A 20,659-nucleotide genomic window follows, 5' to 3' on the forward strand; every position below is an offset into this window, starting at 1 on the left:
TGCCGGATACTAAACGCATATCGGCGCAAGCCCAAATTCGCGGCGAGCAGGGCTCGGGACTGATTCAGGCGACGATGCGTCATTTTGTTGAACTGCGGCACAAACATCGCAGTGTCAGGAGTTGTGCAAAGCGCAAAATGAGTCTTCACTGAAGGCCAGTTGCCACAAGGAAGCTGAGCATGTCGCGTTTGCTGTGCGCCGCAGGGCTGTTGGGAATGATGCTGATAGCCCAGGGCGCGGTCGCGCAGACATTGCGTCTCGCCGGCGATGCCTGGGCGCCTTATGCCGACGTGTCATTGCTGCACGACGGGCTTTCCACTGACCTGATTCGCACGGCGCTGGGCCGCGCCGGTTATGACACCGAATACGAGCAGGTGCCCTGGGCCCGGGCGATTCACGGGTTGAGCGAAGGGCGGTATGACATCGTCATCAACGCCTGGTACAGCGAATACCGCACGCGCATCGGGGTTTTCTCCGCGCCGTATCTGATCAACCGCCTGCGCTTTCTGAAGCGCAAAGATGCCTCAGTCGACTACCAAACCCTGTCGCAATTGCACGGCTACTCCGTTGCAGTGGTGCGCGGCTATGCCTATTCGCCGGAATTCGACGCCGACGCCGAGCTGAAGAAAATCCCAGTGGCGAATTTTTCGACCGCTGCCAGGATGCTCGCTGCAGGCAGGGTCGACTTGACGGTGGAAGACGAGTACGCGGCGCGGTTTGCCCTCAACCGTGAGCCTGCAGACGTGCGGACCAGCGTTGAATTCCTGCCCAAATCACTGAGCGAAAACAGTCTGCATATGCTGGTCAGCGTCAAGCGGGCGGATCATCAGCAGATCGTTCTGGATTTCGACAAGGCCATCGCTGACATGAAAGCCGACGGCACCTACGACAAGCTCATCAAACTACACGGTCTGTGATCTGGGGCTCCTTGACCGGCTCTTTGATCAAGTGCGCTGCCAGCGTGCGCAATGGTCCCAGTTGACGGCAGATCAGCGCCAGTTGGGTTTGCACCAACCGTTGGCCTTCATCGATTTCTTCCGGCATCTGTTCCAGGCTGGTCGCCAGCGCTTCCTCGGTATCGCTTTGCACGGCCACCGGTTCACGCATCGCCAGGCTCCGGGCGATTTCGTCGATGCTCGCGGCAAGGCTGGCACCGGCGCCTTCGATCAGTTGCTCTCGCACTTCGGGCGGCAGCGGGGTCTCCCGGTGCGCGCCCAGGCCCGACAGGTAACTGAGCAGCGTGTGTGACAGCACCAGAAAACGGAAGCCCACGTCGGCCTCTTTGCGGAAATGTCCGGGCTCCATGAGCATGTTGGCCAGTGTGGTGGACAGCGCGGCGTCAGCGTTGTGGGCGTTGCGGCGGGCCAGTCGATAGGCCAGATCGTCGCTCTTGCCGTTCGCGTATTGCTGCATGATCTGGCGCAGGTAAATGCTGTTGCACGACAGCGTGTTGGCCAGGACCTTGTTCAGCCGGCGACCTTGCCAGTCCGGCAGGAACAGGAACACCGCCAGCCCGGCGATCAGGCTGCCCAGCAGCGTGTCCAGCAGGCGCGGCAGGAACACGCCGTAACCGTCTCCGACCTGATTGAAGCAGAACAGAATCATCACCGTGATCGCCGCCGTCGACAGCGTGTAGCGCGTGGTGCGGTTGACGAAGAACACCACGCCGGCCAGCACCGCGCACATCGATTGCAGGACGGGCGTGGTGATCAGGTCAAACAGAATCCAGCCCGCCGTCAGGCCAATGGCCGTGCCGATGATGCGCTGTCCGAGTTTGCGCCGGGTGGCGCCGTAGCTTGGCTGGCAGACAAACACCGTGGTGAGGATGATCCAGTACCCCTGGGACGGGTGGATCAGATGAACCATGATGTAGCCGATGACCAGCGCCAATGGCAGGCGCAGGGCGTGACGAAACAGCAGCGAGGTCGGCGTCAGTTGCAGGCGCAGGCGGGTCCAGACGTCCTTGAGGTTGCGCGGCGAGCGGTCGAGCAGGCTGCTGTCGGTGGCGTCGGCCAAGGCGTCGGGATTGCTCGCGTCGCTGAGCAGCCGGTCGAGGGTGCCAAGGTTATTGGCCAGCGCTCGCAGCGAACGCAACAGCCCGCGCCACGCCGGGTTGCTCTGGATGCGCAGGTGTTCGAGGGACGCGCGCAGATCGTTCAGCGCATGAGCGAAGCTGTCGTCATAGATGAACGGCTGGCGCAGCTGGATCGACGCCGACAGGTCACGGCAGGCGCGACCTTGCTGGCGCAGCAGGCGCTGGCAGCGAAACAGCACATCGCTGTGGAAGAACGCCTCGGCCAGGGAGTTGTAGGGATAGTGCGATGAACTGGCGCGCTCGTGGATGTCCTGGGCCAGGAAGTACAGCTTCAGGTAACGACTGACCTTCGAGCCGGGACGACCGCTGCCGACGCGGTTAAGGATGATTTCCTTGGTGACGTTGAGCGCGCCGACGACCTTGCCGTTCTGCTTGGCAAGCTCCAGGCGCTTGGCTTCGATGTCCAAAGTGCGGATCGGCTCGAACAGCTCTGACTTGAGCTTCAAGTACAGGCCCAGCTCGCGAAACAGTCGGGCCAGCGCCTGCTGCACCGGCTGGTTGGAAAACAGCATCTGCCACAGCACTGACAGCAGGCCGTACCACGCCGCGCCGGCGACCAGCAGCATGGGTTCGTGCCAGAAATCGGTGACTTCACCGCCGCGCTGATCGACCCCAATCATGGTGTAGACCGACAGAATCAGCGTTGCGTAGGCGATGGCGCCATAGCGCTCGCCCAGGGCGCCGAGCATCGTCAGGCAGAACGCCGCAAAGGCAAACGCGCAGATGAACACCACGGGGTAGGGGAAAAGCAACTCCACGGACAACGCCGCGATGCTGAAACACACCAGCGTCACGGCCAGCGCATTGAGGCGGCCTTGCCAGCTGTCATCGGTTTCCGACAGGGCGCTGGCGATAATCCCGAGGAACAGCGGGATCAACTGGGACATCTCGTTCTGGTACCAGCACAGCGCCATGCTGCCGGTCAGCGCGATGAAAACCCGCACGCTGTAGGAAAACTTGTCCAGCGCCCAGAGACGGCGGAATGTGTTGCGCAACGATGTCGATGCCATGAACGCTGACGGCCTTGTTCGCGATTGATTTTGCTGAGGGATATGTACAGCGCCGGATGCGCGCTGTACATCCGGCAGGCAACATTTATTCCGGCAGCGGATGCCAATGCTCCAAAACGCACCTTAACCCTGACTGTAACTCTGTCATGTGCGACGCGCACTTGTAGGAGCCATCGGAGTTTACGACGGTCGCGAAGGCGGATGGTCAGGCACTGAATGTGTATCGCCTGGCCCGGCCTCTTCGCGACCGTCGTAAACTCCGATTGCTCCTACAAAGATCGCGTGCGTCTGTGCCGGTGTGAGCTTGCCTGCAATGAATGCTCAGACGTACTGCGCGGCCGCGTACGCCGAGGCCCAGGCCCACTGGAAGTTGAAGCCGCCCAGATGCCCGCTGACATCCAGTACCTCGCCGACAAAGTACAGGCCTGGTGACTTCAGGGATTCCATCGTTTTTGACGACACTTCACGGGTGTCGATGCCGCCCAGGGTCACTTCGGCCGTGCGATACCCTTCGGTGCCCGCCGGTACCACTTGCCAGCTCGCCAGTTTGGCGGCGATGTCGGCCAGTTCGGCGTGGGTGTACTGCTTCATCGGCTTGGACACGAAGCATTGCTCGGCAATCAGGTTGGCCATTTTCTTGGTGAAAATCTCGCCGAGCAGCGTTTTCAGTTCGCTGTTCGGGCGTTCGGCCTGTTGCTCGGTCAGCCAGCTGTGGGCGTCGTGGTCGGGCATCAGGTTGATTTCGACTGTGTCGCCGGGCTGCCAGAACGATGAGATCTGCAGAATCGCTGGCCCGCTCAGGCCGCGGTGGGTGAACAGGATGTTCTCGCGAAAGCTGACGTCGTTGCAGCTCACCAGGCAATCGACCGACGTGCCGGTCAGCTCGGTGCACAGCTCTTTCAACTGATCGGTGATGGTGAACGGCACCAGGCCCGCCCGCGTAGGCAACAGCATGTGGCCGAACTGCTTGCCGACCTGATAACCGAAACCGGTGGCGCCCAGCGTCGGAATCGACAGGCCGCCCGTGGCGATCACCAGCGACTCGCAGCGCAATTCACCCAAGGTGGTTTTCAGCAGGTAACCGCTTTCGGTTTTCTCGATGCTCTGCACCGAGGTGTCCATGTGCAGGCTCACGCCGGCGTTGTCGCATTCAGCGAGCAGCAGGTCGAGGATGTCGCTGGACTTGTTGTCGCAGAACAGTTGGCCGAGTTTCTTCTCGTGGTATGGCACGCCGTGCTTGCCCACCAGCTCGATGAAGTCCCACTGGGTGTAGCGGGCCAGCGCCGATTTGCAGAAATGCGGGTTCTGCGAGAGGAAGTTGGCAGGTTCGGTGTACATGTTGGTGAAGTTGCAGCGACCGCCCCCCGACATGAGTATTTTCTTGCCCGGCTTGTTGGCGTGATCGATCAGCATGACCTTGCGCCCACGCTGGGCGGCCGTGAATGCACACATCAAACCTGCGGCGCCGGCGCCGATGATCACAACGTCAGTAACGGGCAAAGCGGTGTCCTCGGAATATCGGGAAGAAGATCGTGCCAACGCTCTGCGTTGGTATGCATACCGTGACGCTCGGCGTCACCCTAGGGCGCAGAGCGCCCGGCCCGGCGTTACCGCGCAGAGCGTGGGAACGATCAGCTCACTCCTACAAGGGGTTGCGCGGCCTTGTAGGAGTGAGCTTGCTCGCGATCAGGGGGCGATGCGGTATTGCGGGTGTTTACAAGATCCGCACGCGCAACGATTTGCCCTTGATCTTGCCGTTGTTCAAACGCTCCAGTGCCTGCTTGGCCATGCCGCGTTCCACGGCGACGTAGGCCTGGAAATCAAAGATCGCGATCTTGCCCACCTGAGTGCCGGGAATGCCTGCTTCGCCCGTCAGCGCGCCAAGAATGTCGCCAGGGCGCAGCTTGTCTTTGCGGCCGGAACCGATGCACAGGGTGGTCATCGGTGGCAGCAGCTTGCCGCCTTCCTTGCGCTCCAGCTGGTCGTATTGCTGCCAGTTGAGCGGCGCTTTCTGCAGTTCTTCAACGGCGCGGGCGCGCTGGCTTTCGCCGGGCGCGACGAGGCTGACGGCAATGCCGGTCTCTCCCGCACGACCGGTACGGCCGACGCGGTGGATGTGGATTTCCGAATCCCGCGCCAGCTCGACGTTGAGCACCATGTCCAGACCATCGATGTCCAGACCGCGCGCGGCGACGTCAGTGGCCACCAGCACCGAGGTGCTGCGGTTGGCGAACATCGCCAGGACCTGATCGCGGTCACGCTGCTCCAGATCGCCATGCAGGCCGACGGCAGACATGCCCTTGGCGGTCAGGTGATCGACCACTTCCTGAACCTGCTGCTTGGTGAAGCAGAACGCCACGCAGGACTGCGGACGGAAATGATCGAGCACGCGGACCACCGCTTCGAGGCGTTGCTCTGGCGCGATTTCGTAGAAGATCTGCTCGATCTGGCTGTCGGCGTGGAGCGCTTCAACCTTGACGGTCTGCGGATCACGCATGAATTTCGAGGACAGCTGCTTGATACCGACCGGGTACGTGGCCGAGAACAGCAGGGTCTGGCGACGCTTGGGCGTCTGCTCGATGATGTCGGCGATGGCGTCGTAGAAACCCATGTCGAGCATGCGGTCGGCTTCGTCCAGCACCAGCGTGTTCAGGCCGTCCAGCACCAGCGAACCCTTGCGCAGATGCTGCTGAATGCGCCCTGGCGTGCCGACGATGATGTGAGCGCCGTGCTCCAGCGAGCCGATTTGCGGGCCGAAAGACACGCCGCCGCAGAGGGTCAGGACCTTGATGTTGTCTTCGGAACGCGCCAGACGACGGATTTCCTTGGCCACCTGATCGGCCAGCTCACGGGTGGGGCAGAGCACCAGTGCCTGACAGCCGAAGTAGCGCGGATTGATCGGATTGAGCAGGCCGATGCCGAATGCAGCGGTCTTGCCAGAGCCCGTCTTGGCCTGGGCGATCAGGTCCATCCCTTTGACGATCACCGGCAGGCTCTGCGCCTGAATCGGCGTCATCTCGGCATAACCAAGGGACTCCAGGTTAGCCAGCATGGCGGCGGAAAGGGGCAGTGAGTTAAAAGCGGTGTTAGTCACGGGACGGGCCTGCAAAACAAAATGTCGCGCAGTGTATCAGGTCGCAGCCCCTGCCTTGGGGCTGCGCGCGATAAATGGTGAGTGCATCACGCCTCGATCTCGGGCTCCGGTTGCGGTTTGCGCGCCGGTGCCTCGGGGGCCATGCGCGGCGACAGCTGCAGGAAGATCGACGCCGCCAGCATTGCCAGCACGCCGACGCACAGGAAGGTCAGCTGAAACGCACCGAGCACGTCGCTGACTTGCCCCGTTGCCACATCGTCGCTGAATCCGCCCAGCAACGCGGCCGCGCAGGCGACGCCGAGACTCAACGACAACTGCGCGACCACCGACAGCAAGCTGTTGCCGCTGGCGGCACTGGCGTCATCGAGATCGATCAGCGTCACTGCGTTCATCGCCGAGAACTGCAGCGAGTTGACCCCTCCCAGAAACGCCAGATGAACCAGCAGCAGCCAGTACGGCGTGTCGGCAGTGACCAGCGCCATGCTCGCCAGCAAAATGCCCAGCAGCAGCGTGTTGCCGGTCAGCACGATGCGATACCCCAGTCGCTCAATGGCTTTGGTCGCCAGCGGCTTGGCGAACATCGCCGCGAGCGCCAGGGGAATCATGCTCATACCCGCATGTGAAGGCGAGTAACCCAGCGCGACTTGCAGCATCAGCGGTAGCAGGAACGGCAAGGCGCCGCTGCCCAGGCGGGCAAACAGGTTGCCCATGATGCCCACCGCAAAGCTACGGGTTTTGAACAGCTGAGCGGAGAACAACGGCGCTTCTACGTGACTGGCGCGTAACCAGTACGCGGCGAGACAAGCCATGCCGCCGAACAGCAACATCACCACCCGCAAGTGCGGCAGGTTCAGCTCGCCGAGACCTTCCATTGCAATGGTGATCAGCACCATCGACGCGCCGAACAAGCCGAACCCCACCAGATCAAAACGCGTCCGTCCGCCACCCTGAAGGTCTGGGATGAACTTGCGCACGGCGAAGCACCCGAGAATCCCCACCGGCAGGTTGATCAGGAAGATCCAGTGCCAGCTCAGGTATTCCACCAGCCAGCCGCCGACCGTCGGGCCCATTAGCGGGCCGAGCAGGGCGGGCATGGTGATGAAACTCAGAGTGCGAACCAGCTCGGTCCGGGGGTAGGCGCGCAACACGATGAGCCGGCCGACCGGCATCATCAACGCACCGCCGAGGCCCTGAATCACCCGTGCGCCGACCAGCATGCCGAGGGAGTTGGACACCGCGCACAGCAACGAGCCAAAGCTGAACAGCAGGATGGCGCTGAAAAAGATGCGCTTGATGCCGAAGCGGTCCGAAATCCAGCCCGACGCCGGAATCAGCAGGGCGATGGTCAGCATGTAAGCGATGATCACCGACTGCATGCGCAGCGGGTTTTCCGCCAGCGAGCCGGCCATGGATGGCAGCGCGGTGTTAAGGATCGTGCCGTCCAGGCTTTGCATGAAGAAGGCGATGGCGATGACCCATGGCATCCAGCGCAGGGTGCGGGCGTCCAGCTGCGGGGTAGAGGTCGGCATGTGGATCGAGGGTCCTTATGGTTGCGGGAAACAGGCCAATTAATTGTCAGATGTAACTGCTGGGAGCACGGCCCCGGTAAACGCTCTCACTGCTGAAGCGCGGTCCTTGTGGGAGTGAGCTTGCTCACGAAGAGGCCCTGACAACCGCCCCATCTCTGCAGCCTGATTGCCAGCATTCGCGAGCAAGCTCGCTCCCCCCACACACAGAGCTCAGTGGCTGCCCGCCAGCAGCCAGGCAGCCCGATGCATTACAGCGTCAGCGTCAACCCGCTCAGCAGCGCGCCGGGCAGCAGACTCGAGGCGGTCTGGCGCTGACTGTAGGTGCTCGTCGACAGCAGGAGTTCCCTTTCTGTGGTCAGTTGTTCCAGTGCCGTGCCCAGCAGGCTGAAGATACTGTCGTCGAAGCGCATGGTGTTGACCGGCGCCTTGATCTGCCCGTCTTCGACCCAGAACGTGGCGAAGCGGGTCATCCCGGTGATGCGCCCGGCGGTGCGGTCCGAGAAATTCAGGTACCACAGGTTGCTGATGTACAGGCCCGTGCCCAGCGCTTTCAACACTTCATCCAGCGCCAGTGAACCGCCGTCCATGCTCAGCGCGCTCGGTGACTCGCCCCATCCTGCGCCGTTGGCGACAAGGCCGTATTCGGCGGCGCTGCGCGAGTCGATCATGCGATCCCGGGCCACGCCCCCGGCCACCAGTGACAGGTCCATGCGCGGATAACCTTCACCGGAAAACGCAGGGGACAACGAGCCGCTGACCTGCTCGCTCAAACTCACCAACGGATTCAGCGTGGCGTGGCCGTCGTACAGCCGCTGCAAGGGACTGGTCTTGTCGGCCAGCGACTGTGCAGAGAAACCTCCCCAGCACAGCATACCGATGACTTCCTCCAGCGCGGCAGGCGCCAGGTAAGCGCGGTATTGCCCGGGGGCGAGGGCGTGCGCCGGGCGGCCAAGAAACGCAAGTTGCTCACGGGCCAGGGCGAAGCGCCGCGCAAAACCGTCGTCGGTCCACGTGTGCCCGGCGTAGTTGGCTTTCACCGCCTGCCCGTTCTCGTGGAACAGGCTCCAGTCGAAATTGAAGCTGTTGGCCTGGTGCCAGCCCAGCGCACCGCTTGAACTGGCGAAACCGCGATAGATCGGACCGGCGGCGTAGATGCCGACCAGATCCAGCCCTTCGCCCAGTTGCGCGATTTGCTCGACCACATGTGCACTGTCTGGCAACGGCGTCTCTTGCACGTTGCTGCTCTGCCAGGCCTCTTCGTTCAGTTGCAGATAAGGGTCTTCCGGCAGCAGCGTCAGGGTCTCGCGCAGTTGAAGCAGGGCGTCGCTCAAGCGTTGTTGATCCACCTCGCCATCGCCCGACAGCGTAAGGCTCAGGTTGGCGTGGCGGCCTGCGGCGATCAGCTTGAAGGTCACGCTGGCTTGCTGCACGTGGCCGGCCTGACGCACCTTGGCGTGGTTGAAACGGATGAAGTCCGACGCTTCGGCGTCGTAGCTCAAGGTGTAACGCTCGTCTGCCGTGACCGCGCCGTGCAGCCATTGCGCCAGGGCCTTGAATTGCGCTTGATGGGACATCATGCGTCACCTCCGAAAACATCAACGCCCGCGAACACGCAAGCGGGCGAGGCGTGCCCCACGCGGATCACTTGATTGGGTTCGCCTTTGCCACAGTTGGGCGTGCCGAGGACCTTGAAGGTGCTGGCGTCGCCGACCGCGCTGAGGTTGCGCCAGAACTGCGCGGAGATCGCGCGGTAGTTCGGGTTTCTCACCACGCCCTTGAGCTCGCCGTTCTCGATCAACTGGCCCCACTCGCAGCCGAACTGGAATTTGTTGCGCGCATCGTCGATCGACCACGAGCGGTTGGTGCTCATCAAAATGCCGTGCTCGATGCCGCCAATGAGCTGCGCCATCGACTTGTCGCCTGGCTCGATATTGAGATTGGCCATGCGGTCGATGGGCGCGCGGTTCCAGTTGGACGCGCGGCTGTTGGCGACGCCTTCCATGCCGCTGCGGTATTGCGACAGCGCGCCGCCCAGAGGCCGTACCAGTAAGCCGTCCTTGATCAGGAATTGCTTGCTCGCCGGCGTGCCGTCATCATCAAAGCTGTAGCTCGCCAGTTGCTCGGGGATTTCAGGATCAAAGGTCACGTTGAGCAGGCTTGAGCCGTATTGCAGGCTGCCGAAATCGCTGGCTTTGACGAAGCTGGTGCCTGCGTAGTTGCGCTCATCGCCGAGGATGCGGTCCAGCTCCAGCGGGTGGCCGATGGATTCGTGGATTTGCAGGGTCATCTGGTCGGGCGTCAGCAGCAGATCACGCGGGCCGGAGGGCGTGTTCGGCGCCATGACCAGTTGCAGCGCCTGATCGGCGACGTTGACCGCCGCACCGATGATCCCGCACGACGCGATGACTTCCGCGCCGCCTTGCTGGCCGAAATTCTCGCGGCCGAGGCTGCGGGTCTGGCTGTCCTGCCCGTCGTAGGCCGTGACGGTCAGGCCAGGGAAGACGAAGCGCTGGGCCTGACGGATTTCGGCACCGAAGTTGTTCAGGTAAATCTGCTCGACGTTCTCAAGCCCCAGGCTCACCTGCCAGTTGACCAGACGTTCGTCCCTCGGCACCGACGCCGATTCGGCGTTGAGCAGGGCGTAGCAATCACTGAGCGATGGAAACGCATTTTGCAGATTGGGCGAAAGGTAATCGGCATGGGCGGTGGCGACAGCATGGTCGCGCAGGTCAAGGAGCGAATGCGGGGCCAGTTGCCGCGCTTGAGTTTCCGCCTGTTCCAGCGCCGTTTGAAGTCCGCGCTGGGAGATGTCGTTGGTGGCCGCGTAGGCTTCGACACCATTGACGCGCACGGTCAGCATCGCGCCCTCGTCGATGCTGAGCTGTGGCGGCTCGGCGACGTTCTTGCGCACCGACAGATGCTGGCTGGTCTGTTTGACATAACGCAGGGAAAAAAACGGGGCGCTGCTCTGCAGGGCGGCGAAACGCTGCTTGAGCTGAGCGGAAAAGTCGAACATGCAGGAAGGCTCCTTGACGATTCGGACAGGCAACGGCCCGAATCATAGCGCGGATGGTCACTGCATCGGGGAGGGATGGACAATGCGGAGACAGCGCTTTCCATTGTGGGACCGGCTTTAGCCGGGAATGCGTCGGGTGTCACACCGCAAAATGGAGGGTGTAGCCACTGGCCTCTTCCCGGCTGAAGCCGGTCCCACTGACACATCGGCGCGGCAGATGTATCTGCTGGCAAATGGACTGTGGGAGTGAGCTTGCTCGCGAAGAGGTCGGCACATCCACTGAATCTTCAGCGGCTGAAATGCCTTCTTCGCGAGCAAGCTCGCTCCCACATGGACCGGGTGTGCTGGACGATTGCACAGCACCCCCGGGGAGCCTCCTGCAGTAACGGCGGTGATTACTGCGCCAACGGGCCCACTTCACGCATCGGCTTGCCACGCACTGGCGCATCGCCTGCGACGTAGTAATCGGCAGTGCTACGCGGCAGCGGGGCGCGGCCGCGGATCTTGTCGGCAATCTTCTCGGCCATCATGATCGTTGGCGCGTTGAGGTTGCCTGTGGTGATCAGCGGCATGATCGACGCATCCACCACACGCAGCCCTTCCATCCCGTGCACACGGCCCTGACCGTCAACGACCGCCATTTCATCGGTGCCCATCTTGCATGAGCAGGACGGGTGATACGCCGTCTCGGCGTGCTCACGGATGAACGTGTCCAGCTGCTCGTCGCTCTGCACGTCGATGCCGGGGCTGATTTCGCGGCCACGGTATTGGTCCAGCGCTGGCTGCTGCATGATCTCGCGGGTCAGACGAATGCCATCGCGGAATTCCTGCCAGTCCTGCTCGGACGCCATGTAGTTGAAAAGAATGCTCGGGTACTCGCGCGGGTTCTTCGACTTCACCTGCACGCGACCACGGCTTGGCGAACGCATCGAACCGACGTGCGCCTGAAAACCGTGCTCTTGAACGCCCTTGCTGCCGTTGTAGTTAATTGCGACCGGCAGGAAGTGGTACTGAATGTTCGGCCACTCGAACTCCTCGCGTGAACGAATGAAGCCACCCGCTTCAAACTGGTTGCTGGCGCCGATGCCCTTACCCAGGAACATCCACTCGGCGCCGATGGCTGGCTGATTCCACCACAGCAGCGACGGATACAACGAGACCGGCTCCTTGCAGGCGTACTGCAAATACATTTCCAGGTGGTCTTGCAGGTTCTCGCCAACGCCCGGCAGGTCATGAACCACCGGAATGTCGAGCTTCTTCAGCAGCGGCGCGGGGCCGACGCCGGAACGCTGCAGGATCTGCGGCGAAGCAATGGCGCCGCCACACAGCAGGACTTCCTTGCGAGCGCGGGCTTCGATGCGGGTGTCGCTGTCGCCCACCATGTAGGCCACGCCGACGGCGCGCTTGTTATCGAACAGAATCCGGTCGGTCAGTGCGTGAGTGACGATGGTCAGGGTCGAGCGCTTCTTCGCTTCGTCCAGATAGCCACGAGCGGTGCTGGCGCGACGGCCAAACGGCGTGACGGTGCGGTCCATCGGGCCGAAACCTTCCTGCTGATAACCGTTGAGGTCGTCGGTGCGCGGATAACCGGCTTGCACGCCTGCTTCAACCATCGCGGCAAACAGCGGGTTGTTGCCGGCCTTTGGCGTGGTCACGCTGACCGGGCCTTCGCCGCCGTGGTAGTCGTTAGGGCCGATATCGCGGGTTTCGGCCTTGCGGAAGTACGGCAGGCAATCGAGGTAAGACCAGTCTTCAAGCCCCGGGTTTTTTGCCCAGCCGTCGTAGTCCATGGCGTTGCCGCGGATGTAGCACATGCCATTGATCAGCGACGAGCCACCCAGTCCCTTGCCGCGACCGCACTCCATGCGGCGATTATTCATGTGCGGCTCTGGCTCGGTCTCGTAGGCCCAGTTGTAGCGACGGCCCTGCAGCGGGAACGCAAGCGCGGCTGGCATCTGCGTGCGGAAGTCGGCGCGATAGTCCGGGCCGCCTGCTTCAAGCAACAGCACAGTGACGCCTGCGTCCTCGGTGAGACGGGCTGCCAGGGTATTACCGGCCGAACCGGCGCCGATGATGATGTAATCGAATTCTTGGGACATTGACATGTTCCCTCTTAAAAGTAGTCGGAGGTGCGCAAGCCCTGTAGGAGTGAGCTTGCTCGCGATGAGGTCATAACCACGAACGCTGTTGGCGGCTGACACTCCGCGATCGCGAGCAAGCTCGCTCCTACAGTGAAATGCGTTTTGCCGGTGCGGCCTTTACAGGATCAGAACACCGACGCGTAGTCGCCCAGCTCAACCTGCACAGACTTGATGCGTGTGTACTGCGCCAGCGAACTGATGCCGTTTTCCCGGCCCACGCCCGACTGCTTGTAGCCACCGACCGGCATCTTCGCGTCGGACTCGCCCCAGGCGTTGATCCAGCAGATACCGGCTTCCAGTTGATGGATCACGCGGTGCGCGCGGTTCAGGTCCTTGGTCACGATGCCCGCAGCCAGACCCATCTCGGTGTCGTTGGCGCGGCGGATCACTTCTTCTTCGCTGTCGTAGCTGAGGATGCTCATCACCGGGCCAAAGATTTCCTCTTTGACGATGGTCATCTCGTCGGTGCAGTCGGTGAACACGGTCGGCGCGACGAACGCGCCGTTGCCCAGCTCGCCTTCGGTCAGACGGTCGCCGCCGATCAGCAGGCGCGCGCCTTCTTCCTTGCCCTTGTTGATGTAGCCGAGCACGTTTTCCATGTGCGCGAAGCTCACCAGCGGGCCGAAGTTGATGTTGTCGTCCTGGGGGTTGCCGACGCGGATGCGTTTGACGCGCTCAAGGATTTTCGCTTCGAAGGCAGCTTTCAGGGCGCTCGGCACGAACACGCGAGTACCGTTGGTGCAGACCTGACCCGAGCTGTAGAAGTTGGCCATCATCGCGATGTCGGCGGCGCGATCCAGATCGGCGTCGTCGAAAATGATCAACGGGGACTTGCCGCCCAGCTCCATGGTCACTTCCTTGAGCGACGAGCTCGACGCGCTGGCCATGACTTTCTTGCCGGTCTGCACGCCGCCAGTGAACGAGATCTTCTCAATGCGCGGGTGCTCGGTCAGCCAGCTGCCGACCTCGCTGCCGGCGCCCGTCAGCACGTTGAACACGCCGTCCGGCACGCCGGCTTCGGTGTAGATTTCGGCCAGTTTCAGCGTGGTCAGCGAGGTGACTTCGCTTGGCTTGAAGATCATCGCGTTGCCGGCTGCCAGCGCAGGGGCGGACTTCCACAGGGCGATCTGGATCGGGTAGTTCCACGCGCCGATGCCGACGGTGACGCCCAGCGGCTCGCGGCGGGTGTAGACGAATGAGGTGTCGCGCAGCGGAATCTGCTCGCCTTCGATGGCAGGCACCAGGCCGGCGTAGTACTCCAGCACGTCGGCGCCGGTGACGATGTCGACGTATTTGGTTTCGGAGATCGCTTTACCGGTGTCCAGGGTTTCCAGTTCGGCCAGCTCATCGTTGCGTTCACGAAGGATGTCGACGGCACGACGCAGGATGCGCGAACGCTCCATGGCGGTCATGGCGGCCCAGATTTTCTGGCCTTTTTCGGCGCTGACGACCGCGCGTTCAACGTCTTCTTTGGTCGCGCGCTGCACCTGGGCCAGGACTTCGCCATTGGCCGGGTTAATGGCTTCGAAGGTCGCGTTGCTGCTGGCGTCCACGTAGCCGCCATCGATGTAGAGTTTTTGCAGTTCGAAACGGGCCATAAAATCCTCGCAGTAGTCTGGGTGGGTGACGACCGAGTGCGCCGTGCGCTGCCTTGGTCGTGGTGCCGGCTGCTTCAGCTCGGCGCTTTTGCCAGTTGAAAGTCCATGTACTCGTAGGCGATCCGTTGCGCTTGTTCGGTGTCGAAGGCGTCGCCCGAAAGCGCGCCGCGCAGCCATAGGCCGTCGATCAAGGCCGCGAGCCCTCGGGCAGCGCTGCGTGCTTCATCCAACGGCAATGCGCGACGGAACTGGCAGCAGAGGTTGGAATAAAGACGGTGGTCGTTGATCCGCTGCAGCCTGTGCAGCGAGGGCGAATGCATGCTGGTTGCCCAGAAGGCGAGCCAGGTTTTCATCGCCGGACCGTTGACCTGACTGGAATCGAAGTTGCCCTCGATGATCACTTTCAGGTGAGCCCGCGGGCTGTCGTCGTTCAATGCCCGGCGCCGCTCGGCGACGCTGGCGATCAGCGCATTCATCAAGTGGCGCATCGTCGCTGCGATCAGGCCGTTCTTGTCCTGAAAGTAGTGACTGATGATGCCGTTGGAGACCCCTGCCAGTTTGGCGATCAGCGCAATGCTGGCATCGCCCATCCCGACCTGATCGACCGCCGTGAGGGTGGCCTGGATCAACTGCTGACGCCGAATGGGTTGCATACCGACCTTGGGCATCTGTGGGGCTCCTTGATGTGCAGGGTGAACGTGAGTGGCTGGAAACGGCGTCCACTGTAAAGCTTTTTAATTGAACGTTCAATCAACAAAAAAGCGGGGGCGCAGAAAGGCAGCCACAAGCTTTAAGCTCCAAGCCGCAAGAGTCGAGGCGTGGCGGCCTTTTTCTTGCGGCTTGAAACTTGAAGCTTGCAGCTGCTATCAGCCGTGATTCTTGCCCAGCAACGCGTGGTACAGCTCGCTGTCGCCAAGGATCCCGACCAATTGGTTGTTCTCCTGCAGCACCAGCTTGTTGCCGGTGTGGTAGCGAATCTGCAGGGCATCGCGCATGCCGATGTCGGAGTGGACAACGGTGGGTTTGCGGCCGAGGGTTTCCACCGACTGGCCCGGTGCCCAGCTTTGCAGATCAAGGCTCGCGCCATGCTGATGGGCGCCGGTGATGGCGTTGCCATCAGTGAGATCAATCCATGTGTCGTCGCTCGGGTCCAGACAGACCTGAGACCCGTTGATGCGCGTGCACTGGATGATCGGGCGCATCAGGCTGCGACCACACAGCACGTTGAGCGGATTGGTGTGAGCGACGAACGTGCGCACGTATTCGTCGGCAGGGTTCAGCACGATCTCTTCCGGCACGCTGTACTGAATGATCCGGCCGTCCTTCATGATCGCGATACGGGTACCGAGCTTGAGCGCTTCGTCCAGGTCGTGACTCACGAAGACGATGGTCTTGTTCAGCTTCTTCTGAAGCGCCAGCAGCTCATCCTGCAAGCCCTGACGAATCAGCGGATCGAGTGCCGAGAAGGGCTCGTCCATAAGCAGAATGTCGGCGTCCATCGCCAGGGCGCGAGCCAGGCCGACACGCTGCTGCATGCCGCCCGACAGCTCGTCCGGCTTCTTGTTGCGCCACTGGGTCAGGCCGACCAGCTCCAGCTTTTCGTCCACCAGGGCGCGCCGCTCTTTCTCGGGGCGGCCCTGCATTTCCAGACCAAAACTGATGTTCTCGCGCACCGTCAGCCAGGGCATCAGGGCGAACTTCTGAAACACCATCGCGATGCGCTTGGTGCGCATCATCTTCAGCTCGGCGGGGGTGCAGGCAGCGATATTGATCTGCTGGCCTTCGTGCTCGACGAACAGCGAACCGCGGCTGACCGTGTTCAGGCCGTTTATGCAGCGCAGCAGGCTGGATTTGCCCGAGCCGGACAGGCCCATCAGCACGCAGATCTCGCCTTTGTTGATCTCCAGCGTGGCTTTTTCGACGCCGACGATCTGGCCGGTTTTCTTGAGGATTTCTGCCCGCGTAAGGCCCTGGTCCAAGAGCTTGAGTGCCTCACGCGGGTCTTTGGAGAAGACGACGTCAACCTGATCGAATTTGATGATGCTCATGCGTCGGCCCTCACTTTGGCGTCCGGTTGTTTGCAGATCCGGTCGAGCATGATCGCCAGCAATACGATCGCCAGGCCCGCTTCGAAGCCCAATGCGATATCAGCAGTGTTCAGTGCGTTGACCACAGGTTTGCCCAAGCCGTCAGCGCCCACCAGCGCGGCGATCACCACCATCGACAGCGAAAGCATGATGCACTGGGTGATGCCAGCCGCGATGCTCGGCATGGCGTGGGGCAGTTCGATACGGGAGAGCAATTGACGGCGTGAGCAGCCGAAGGCTTTGCCGGCGTCGAGGAGTTCTTGCGGGACATCACAGATGCCCAGGTAGGTCAGACGGATCGGGGCGGCGATCGCAAACACAACCGTCGAAATCAGGCCCGGCACCACGCCGAGGCCGAACAGGGTCAGGGTCGGGATCAGGTAAACGAACGTAGGCACCGTCTGCATCAGGTCGAGGACGGGGCGCATGCAGGTGTAGAACATCGGCTTGTGCGCGGCAATGATGCCCAGCGGCACACCGATCACTACGCAGACCGCCGTGGCGAACAGCACCTGGGCCAGGGTCTCCATGGTTTCCTGCCAGTACCCCAGGTTAAGGATCAGCAGAAAGGAAACGATCACAAAGGCGGTCAGGCCCCATTTGCGCTGAATGAAGTGAGCGAGCAGGGCAACCAGGCCGATCAGCACGAAGGGGTTGAACCAGGTCAGGCCGCCGGTCAGGCCGTGAATCATGGTTTCGAGTGACGAAGCAATGGCATCGAAGGTGCTGGCGCCGTGTTGCGTCAGCCATTCGACAAAGCCGGCGATGTACTCGCCCAGAGGGATTTTATGATCAGTCAGCATGGTGTCGGTTGTCCGCGTGCGGGATGAAAAGAGGACAACAGGCGGGCGTTACCCGCCTGCCTGTCGAGTTACTTCGTCAGCTCGGCTTTTGCGGCTTCCAGGCCAGGTTTTCCGTCCACGGTGGTGACGCCCGCCAGCCAGGTGTCGAGTACTTGAGGGTTGGCTTTCAGCCATGCCTTGGCGGCTACCTCAGGCTTTTTCTTGTCGTCGAGGATATTGCCCATCAGCGTGCTTTCCATCGGCAGCGTGAACGACAGGTTCTTCAACAACTGACCGACGTTGCTGCACTCGGTGGTGTAGCCCTTGCGCACGTTGGTGTAGACCGTGGCTTTGCCGAAGTCGGGGCCGAAGAAGTCATCGCCGCCGGTGAGGTATTTGATTTTGAAGCGGGTGTTCATCGGGTGCGGTTCCCAGCCCAGGAACACCACGTCGGTGTTGCGTCGCGAGGCGCGGTCGACCTGGGACAGCATCCCCGCTTCGCTCGATTCGACGACCTTGAAGCCTGCGTCTTTGAGGCCAAAGGCGTTTTTGTCGATCATGCTCTGGATCAGGCGGTTGCCGTCGTTGCCCGGCTCGATGCCGTAGATTTTGCCGTCGAGCTCTTTCTTGAATTTGACGATGTCGGCGAAATCGTGAAGCCCCTTGTCATACAGGGCCTGGGGAACGGCGAGGGTGTACTTGGCGTTTTCGAGGTTGGCGCGGACGGTCTCGACGGTGCCGGCGTCGCGGTAGGCCTTGATGTCGTTTTCCATGGTCGGCATCCAGTTGCCGAGGAAAATGTCCATGTTCTTGCCATCGGCGAGCGACTTGTAGGTCACAGGTACGGAAATCATCGTGGTTTTGGTTTTGTAGCCCAGCGACTGCAGCACGACGCTGGTGACGGCGGTGGTCGCCGTGATGTCGGTCCAGCCCACATCGGAAAAATTGACTGTCTGGCAAGCGGCAGGCTCTGCAGCCTGGGCCAGGAGGGGAAGACTCAGCGCAACGCCCAGTAACAGCCTGTGTGAACCTTTCATGTCGGACTCCTTTGGTGTTTTCTTCTCGGCATCAACCGCAGCTGATGCGTTTTCTGGTGTCGGCGAGTCAAATGGGGAAAACAGCTCCATCACTGCGTCTGGCGATTGAGTCGACAACGATCATGTAACAGGGAAAAACAAACGCCTACAGGGGGCGTCGTATCCAGTACACAGGGAGTCGTATCCAGCATCAGTGACGTCGCTTACAGGTTTTTTCCCTGCTCGCCGAATGATTCCCGGGACAAAAGCAGAGTGACGATACGGCAAAAAGTGCCGAAATCGGCAGCCGATCGTGCTCAGGCACCGGTAAAAGCAGAGGCGACGTTGGTGGGCATGGGTGAGTCGGTGTGAGACGCCGCCCCGCAAAACAAAAGGCTGATGATGCCGCCATCTCGGTGGATTGCTGCTTGAGCGTAGCAGCTCCATCGCCGGCCGCGCGGCGCGCCGGGAGCCCTGTTTTCGGAGGTTTGCGGTTAATGGCTATCAGCGTGTTCGACCTGTTCAAGATCGGTATTGGCCCCTCCAGCTCACACACCGTCGGCCCCATGCGCGCGGCGGCGCTGTTCGTTCAGGGTCTGCGCGAACGCGAACAACTGAGGCAAGTGAACCGCGTTGAAGTGCGGCTTTACGGCTCGCTGTCGGCAACCGGCGTCGGTCATGGCAGTGACAGCGCGGTGATCATGGGCCTGATGGGCGAATGGCCCGACGCTATCGATCCTGCGCTGATCGGCCAGCGCATCGCCGAACTGCGTGAAACCGACACCTTGAAACTCAATGGCGATTACCCTATCCCTTTTATCTGGCAGCGCGACATGTTGCTCGTCGATGAAAACCTGCCGTTCCACCCCAATGCCATGACGCTGATCGTATCTGACGAGCACGGCGAGTTTCATCGCGACACTTACTATTCGGTGGGCGGCGGTTTTGTCGTCGACGAAGCCCAGGCCGCCAGTGGCGTGCTGGATCGCGACGAAACCGTGCTGCCTTATGATTTCTCCAGCGCCGACGAATTGTTGATGCTCTGCGAAACCCACGGCCTGCGGGTGTCGCAACTGATGATGGAAAACGAGAAAGTCTGGCGCAGCGAAGACGAAATCCGCGCCGGGCTGATGCACCTGTGGCGGGCCATGCAGGCGTGTGTGGAACTGGGTTTGAAGCACGAAGGCATCCTGCCGGGCGGCCTGAACGTGCGTCGGCGTGCGGCGCGTTTGCATCGCAGCCTGCTGGAGCTGAACAAGCCGAACGTGATTGGCTCGACGCTAAGTGCGATGGAGTGGGTCAACCTGTTTGCGCTGGCCGTCAACGAGGAAAATGCCGCCGGCGGGCGCATGGTCACGGCGCCCACAAACGGCGCTGCGGGGATCATTCCGGCGGTGCTGCATTACTTCGTCAAATTCAGCGACGAAGTCAGCGAGGCCAACGTGGTCGATTACCTTCTGGGCGCGGCGGCTATTGGCATTCTGTGCAAAAAGAACGCGTCGATTTCCGGTGCCGAAGTGGGCTGTCAGGGCGAGGTGGGTTCCGCGTGCGCCATGGCCGCGGCCGGTCTGGCGGACATCCTGGGTGCCACCCCGGCGCAGCTGTGCAACGCGGCTGAAATCGGTCTGGAACACAACCTGGGTCTGACCTGCGATCCGGTGGGCGGACTGGTTCAGGTGCCGTGCATCGAGCGCAACGCCATCGCTGCGGTGAAAGCCATCAACGCCGCGCAAATGGCCCTGCGCGGCGACGGCCAGCACTTCATTTCGCTGGACCGGGTCATTCGCACCATGCGCGACACCGGCGCCGACATGCACGACAAATACAAAGAGACTTCGCGGGGCGGGCTGGCGGTCAGCGCCGTCGAATGTTGAGTCGGTAACGCCCGGTCTCGGAATAAACGCAGGTGCGCCCGTAGCCGCCTGCTCGCTTTTCGCACACGTCCCACTGAGCCCGCTACGTTTTGGCGCGCGCTTACTCTTGAGCTGGCGGGATGCCACCTGTACCCAGTGCCCATCACCGACGCTCGATCACTCTGTGCATCGGGTGACACTCCCGGACCGCCTGCCGATTCGATGGTTCACACAAGTGCTACGGAAGTGCTCATCCCTCCTGCAGCGCTTATGGCTCAGCCGTCACGAGGTCGCGATTTGAATCGTTGTGTCGCTCCCGAATAGACGCTTCGCGACGTCGCTATCGGGAGTTGTTGAATGCTCATCCAAATTTAGGCATGGCAATTGCGTTGCAATGACCAAGCTCTCCGCAGATGAGGGCGAGACAACGAGAGCCTC

14 protein-coding genes are annotated in these 20,659 nt (G+C 61.6%); 2 read left to right on the forward strand and 12 right to left on the reverse strand.

Features of this window, described 5'->3' with window-relative positions; genetic code table 11:
- Positions 1 to 179 precede the first annotated feature (179 nt).
- Positions 180 to 917 (forward strand): substrate-binding periplasmic protein, encoded by a 738-nt coding sequence (locus AC0Z8Z_RS15405; RefSeq protein ID WP_485619675.1) that lies wholly within the window; start codon positions 180 to 182, stop codon positions 915 to 917.
- On the opposite strand, the gene yccS is transcribed toward AC0Z8Z_RS15405, so the two are convergent.
- The 12 genes from yccS to AC0Z8Z_RS15465 all read right to left on the reverse strand — a co-directional run bounded on the left by yccS (position 898) and on the right by AC0Z8Z_RS15465 (position 18,389).
- Positions 898 to 3,105: a YccS family putative transporter gene (gene yccS / locus AC0Z8Z_RS15410; RefSeq protein WP_172610481.1), complete on the reverse strand. Its 2,208-nt coding sequence runs from the start codon at positions 3,103 to 3,105 to the stop codon at positions 898 to 900. The two genes, AC0Z8Z_RS15405 and yccS, sit on opposite strands and share 20 nt — an antisense overlap.
- A 321-nt stretch (positions 3,106 to 3,426) precedes the next feature.
- Complete coding sequence (locus tag AC0Z8Z_RS15415; RefSeq protein ID WP_485619676.1) at positions 3,427 to 4,605, reverse strand: BaiN/RdsA family NAD(P)/FAD-dependent oxidoreductase; 1,179 nt, start codon at positions 4,603 to 4,605, stop codon at positions 3,427 to 3,429.
- Between the two features lie 214 nt (positions 4,606 to 4,819).
- The gene (gene dbpA / locus AC0Z8Z_RS15420) at positions 4,820 to 6,199 is read right to left on the reverse strand and encodes an ATP-dependent RNA helicase DbpA (protein ID WP_122625577.1); all 1,380 of its coding nucleotides are present in this window, start codon (positions 6,197 to 6,199) and stop codon (positions 4,820 to 4,822) included.
- A gap of 86 nt (positions 6,200 to 6,285) precedes the next feature.
- Positions 6,286 to 7,728 (reverse strand): multidrug transporter subunit MdtD, encoded by a 1,443-nt coding sequence (gene mdtD / locus AC0Z8Z_RS15425; protein ID WP_485619677.1) that lies wholly within the window; start codon positions 7,726 to 7,728, stop codon positions 6,286 to 6,288.
- Between the two features lie 248 nt (positions 7,729 to 7,976).
- On the reverse strand, positions 7,977 to 9,302 hold the full coding sequence (locus AC0Z8Z_RS15430; protein ID WP_485619740.1) for a TldD/PmbA family protein: 1,326 nt from the start codon (positions 9,300 to 9,302) through the stop codon (positions 7,977 to 7,979).
- Complete coding sequence (locus AC0Z8Z_RS15435) at positions 9,302 to 10,744, reverse strand: TldD/PmbA family protein (protein WP_485619678.1); 1,443 nt, start codon at positions 10,742 to 10,744, stop codon at positions 9,302 to 9,304. The genes AC0Z8Z_RS15430 and AC0Z8Z_RS15435 overlap by 1 nt, the downstream gene beginning before the upstream one ends.
- A 395-nt stretch (positions 10,745 to 11,139) precedes the next feature.
- The gene (gene betA, locus AC0Z8Z_RS15440) at positions 11,140 to 12,843 is read right to left on the reverse strand and encodes a choline dehydrogenase (protein ID WP_485619679.1); all 1,704 of its coding nucleotides are present in this window, start codon (positions 12,841 to 12,843) and stop codon (positions 11,140 to 11,142) included.
- Between the two features lie 167 nt (positions 12,844 to 13,010).
- Positions 13,011 to 14,483 carry a betaine-aldehyde dehydrogenase gene (gene betB / locus AC0Z8Z_RS15445; protein WP_485619680.1) on the reverse strand — a complete coding sequence of 491 codons (1,473 nt, stop codon included), beginning with the start codon at positions 14,481 to 14,483 and terminating at the stop codon, positions 13,011 to 13,013.
- A 74-nt stretch (positions 14,484 to 14,557) separates the two neighbouring features.
- Positions 14,558 to 15,151, reverse strand: a complete 594-nt coding sequence (betI, locus tag AC0Z8Z_RS15450; RefSeq protein WP_122533875.1) for a transcriptional regulator BetI — start codon at positions 15,149 to 15,151, stop codon at positions 14,558 to 14,560.
- A 198-nt stretch (positions 15,152 to 15,349) separates the two neighbouring features.
- The gene (gene choV, locus AC0Z8Z_RS15455) at positions 15,350 to 16,531 is read right to left on the reverse strand and encodes a choline ABC transporter ATP-binding protein (RefSeq protein WP_485619681.1); all 1,182 of its coding nucleotides are present in this window, start codon (positions 16,529 to 16,531) and stop codon (positions 15,350 to 15,352) included.
- Positions 16,528 to 17,373 carry a choline ABC transporter permease subunit gene (choW, locus tag AC0Z8Z_RS15460; RefSeq protein ID WP_205484948.1) on the reverse strand — a complete coding sequence of 282 codons (846 nt, stop codon included), beginning with the start codon at positions 17,371 to 17,373 and terminating at the stop codon, positions 16,528 to 16,530. The genes choV and choW overlap by 4 nt, the downstream gene beginning before the upstream one ends.
- Before the next feature lie 68 nt (positions 17,374 to 17,441).
- Positions 17,442 to 18,389, reverse strand: coding sequence for a choline ABC transporter substrate-binding protein (locus AC0Z8Z_RS15465; protein WP_122533873.1), 948 nt, complete (start codon positions 18,387 to 18,389; stop codon positions 17,442 to 17,444).
- A gap of 476 nt (positions 18,390 to 18,865) precedes the next feature.
- On the opposite strand from AC0Z8Z_RS15465, the gene AC0Z8Z_RS15470 reads away from it, so the two are divergent.
- Positions 18,866 to 20,242 (forward strand): L-serine ammonia-lyase, encoded by a 1,377-nt coding sequence (locus AC0Z8Z_RS15470; RefSeq protein WP_485619682.1) that lies wholly within the window; start codon positions 18,866 to 18,868, stop codon positions 20,240 to 20,242.
- Positions 20,243 to 20,659: the final 417 nt, after the last annotated feature.

The sequence above is a fragment of the Pseudomonas sp. 1L-C-7-B-C1 genome (assembly GCF_057291635.1).

What these genes read in the sequence shown, in the direction of transcription:
- AC0Z8Z_RS15430 (WP_485619740.1), bottom strand. Translation starts at nt 9,302, where the DNA reads ATGTCCCATCAAGCGCAATTCAAGGCCCTGGCGCAATGGCTGCACGGC.
- choW (WP_205484948.1), bottom strand. Translation starts at nt 17,373, where the DNA reads ATGCTGACTGATCATAAAATCCCTCTGGGCGAGTACATCGCCGGCTTT.
- AC0Z8Z_RS15435 (WP_485619678.1), bottom strand. Translation starts at nt 10,744, where the DNA reads ATGTTCGACTTTTCCGCTCAGCTCAAGCAGCGTTTCGCCGCCCTGCAG.
- yccS (WP_172610481.1), bottom strand. Translation starts at nt 3,105, where the DNA reads ATGGCATCGACATCGTTGCGCAACACATTCCGCCGTCTCTGGGCGCTG.
- betB (WP_485619680.1), bottom strand. Translation starts at nt 14,483, where the DNA reads ATGGCCCGTTTCGAACTGCAAAAACTCTACATCGATGGCGGCTACGTG.
- AC0Z8Z_RS15465 (WP_122533873.1), bottom strand. Translation starts at nt 18,389, where the DNA reads ATGAAAGGTTCACACAGGCTGTTACTGGGCGTTGCGCTGAGTCTTCCC.
- AC0Z8Z_RS15405 (WP_485619675.1), top strand. Translation starts at nt 180, where the DNA reads ATGTCGCGTTTGCTGTGCGCCGCAGGGCTGTTGGGAATGATGCTGATA.
- choV (WP_485619681.1), bottom strand. Translation starts at nt 16,531, where the DNA reads ATGAGCATCATCAAATTCGATCAGGTTGACGTCGTCTTCTCCAAAGAC.
- betI (WP_122533875.1), bottom strand. Translation starts at nt 15,151, where the DNA reads ATGCCCAAGGTCGGTATGCAACCCATTCGGCGTCAGCAGTTGATCCAG.
- betA (WP_485619679.1), bottom strand. Translation starts at nt 12,843, where the DNA reads ATGTCCCAAGAATTCGATTACATCATCATCGGCGCCGGTTCGGCCGGT.
- mdtD (WP_485619677.1), bottom strand. Translation starts at nt 7,728, where the DNA reads ATGCCGACCTCTACCCCGCAGCTGGACGCCCGCACCCTGCGCTGGATG.
- AC0Z8Z_RS15470 (WP_485619682.1), top strand. Translation starts at nt 18,866, where the DNA reads ATGGCTATCAGCGTGTTCGACCTGTTCAAGATCGGTATTGGCCCCTCC.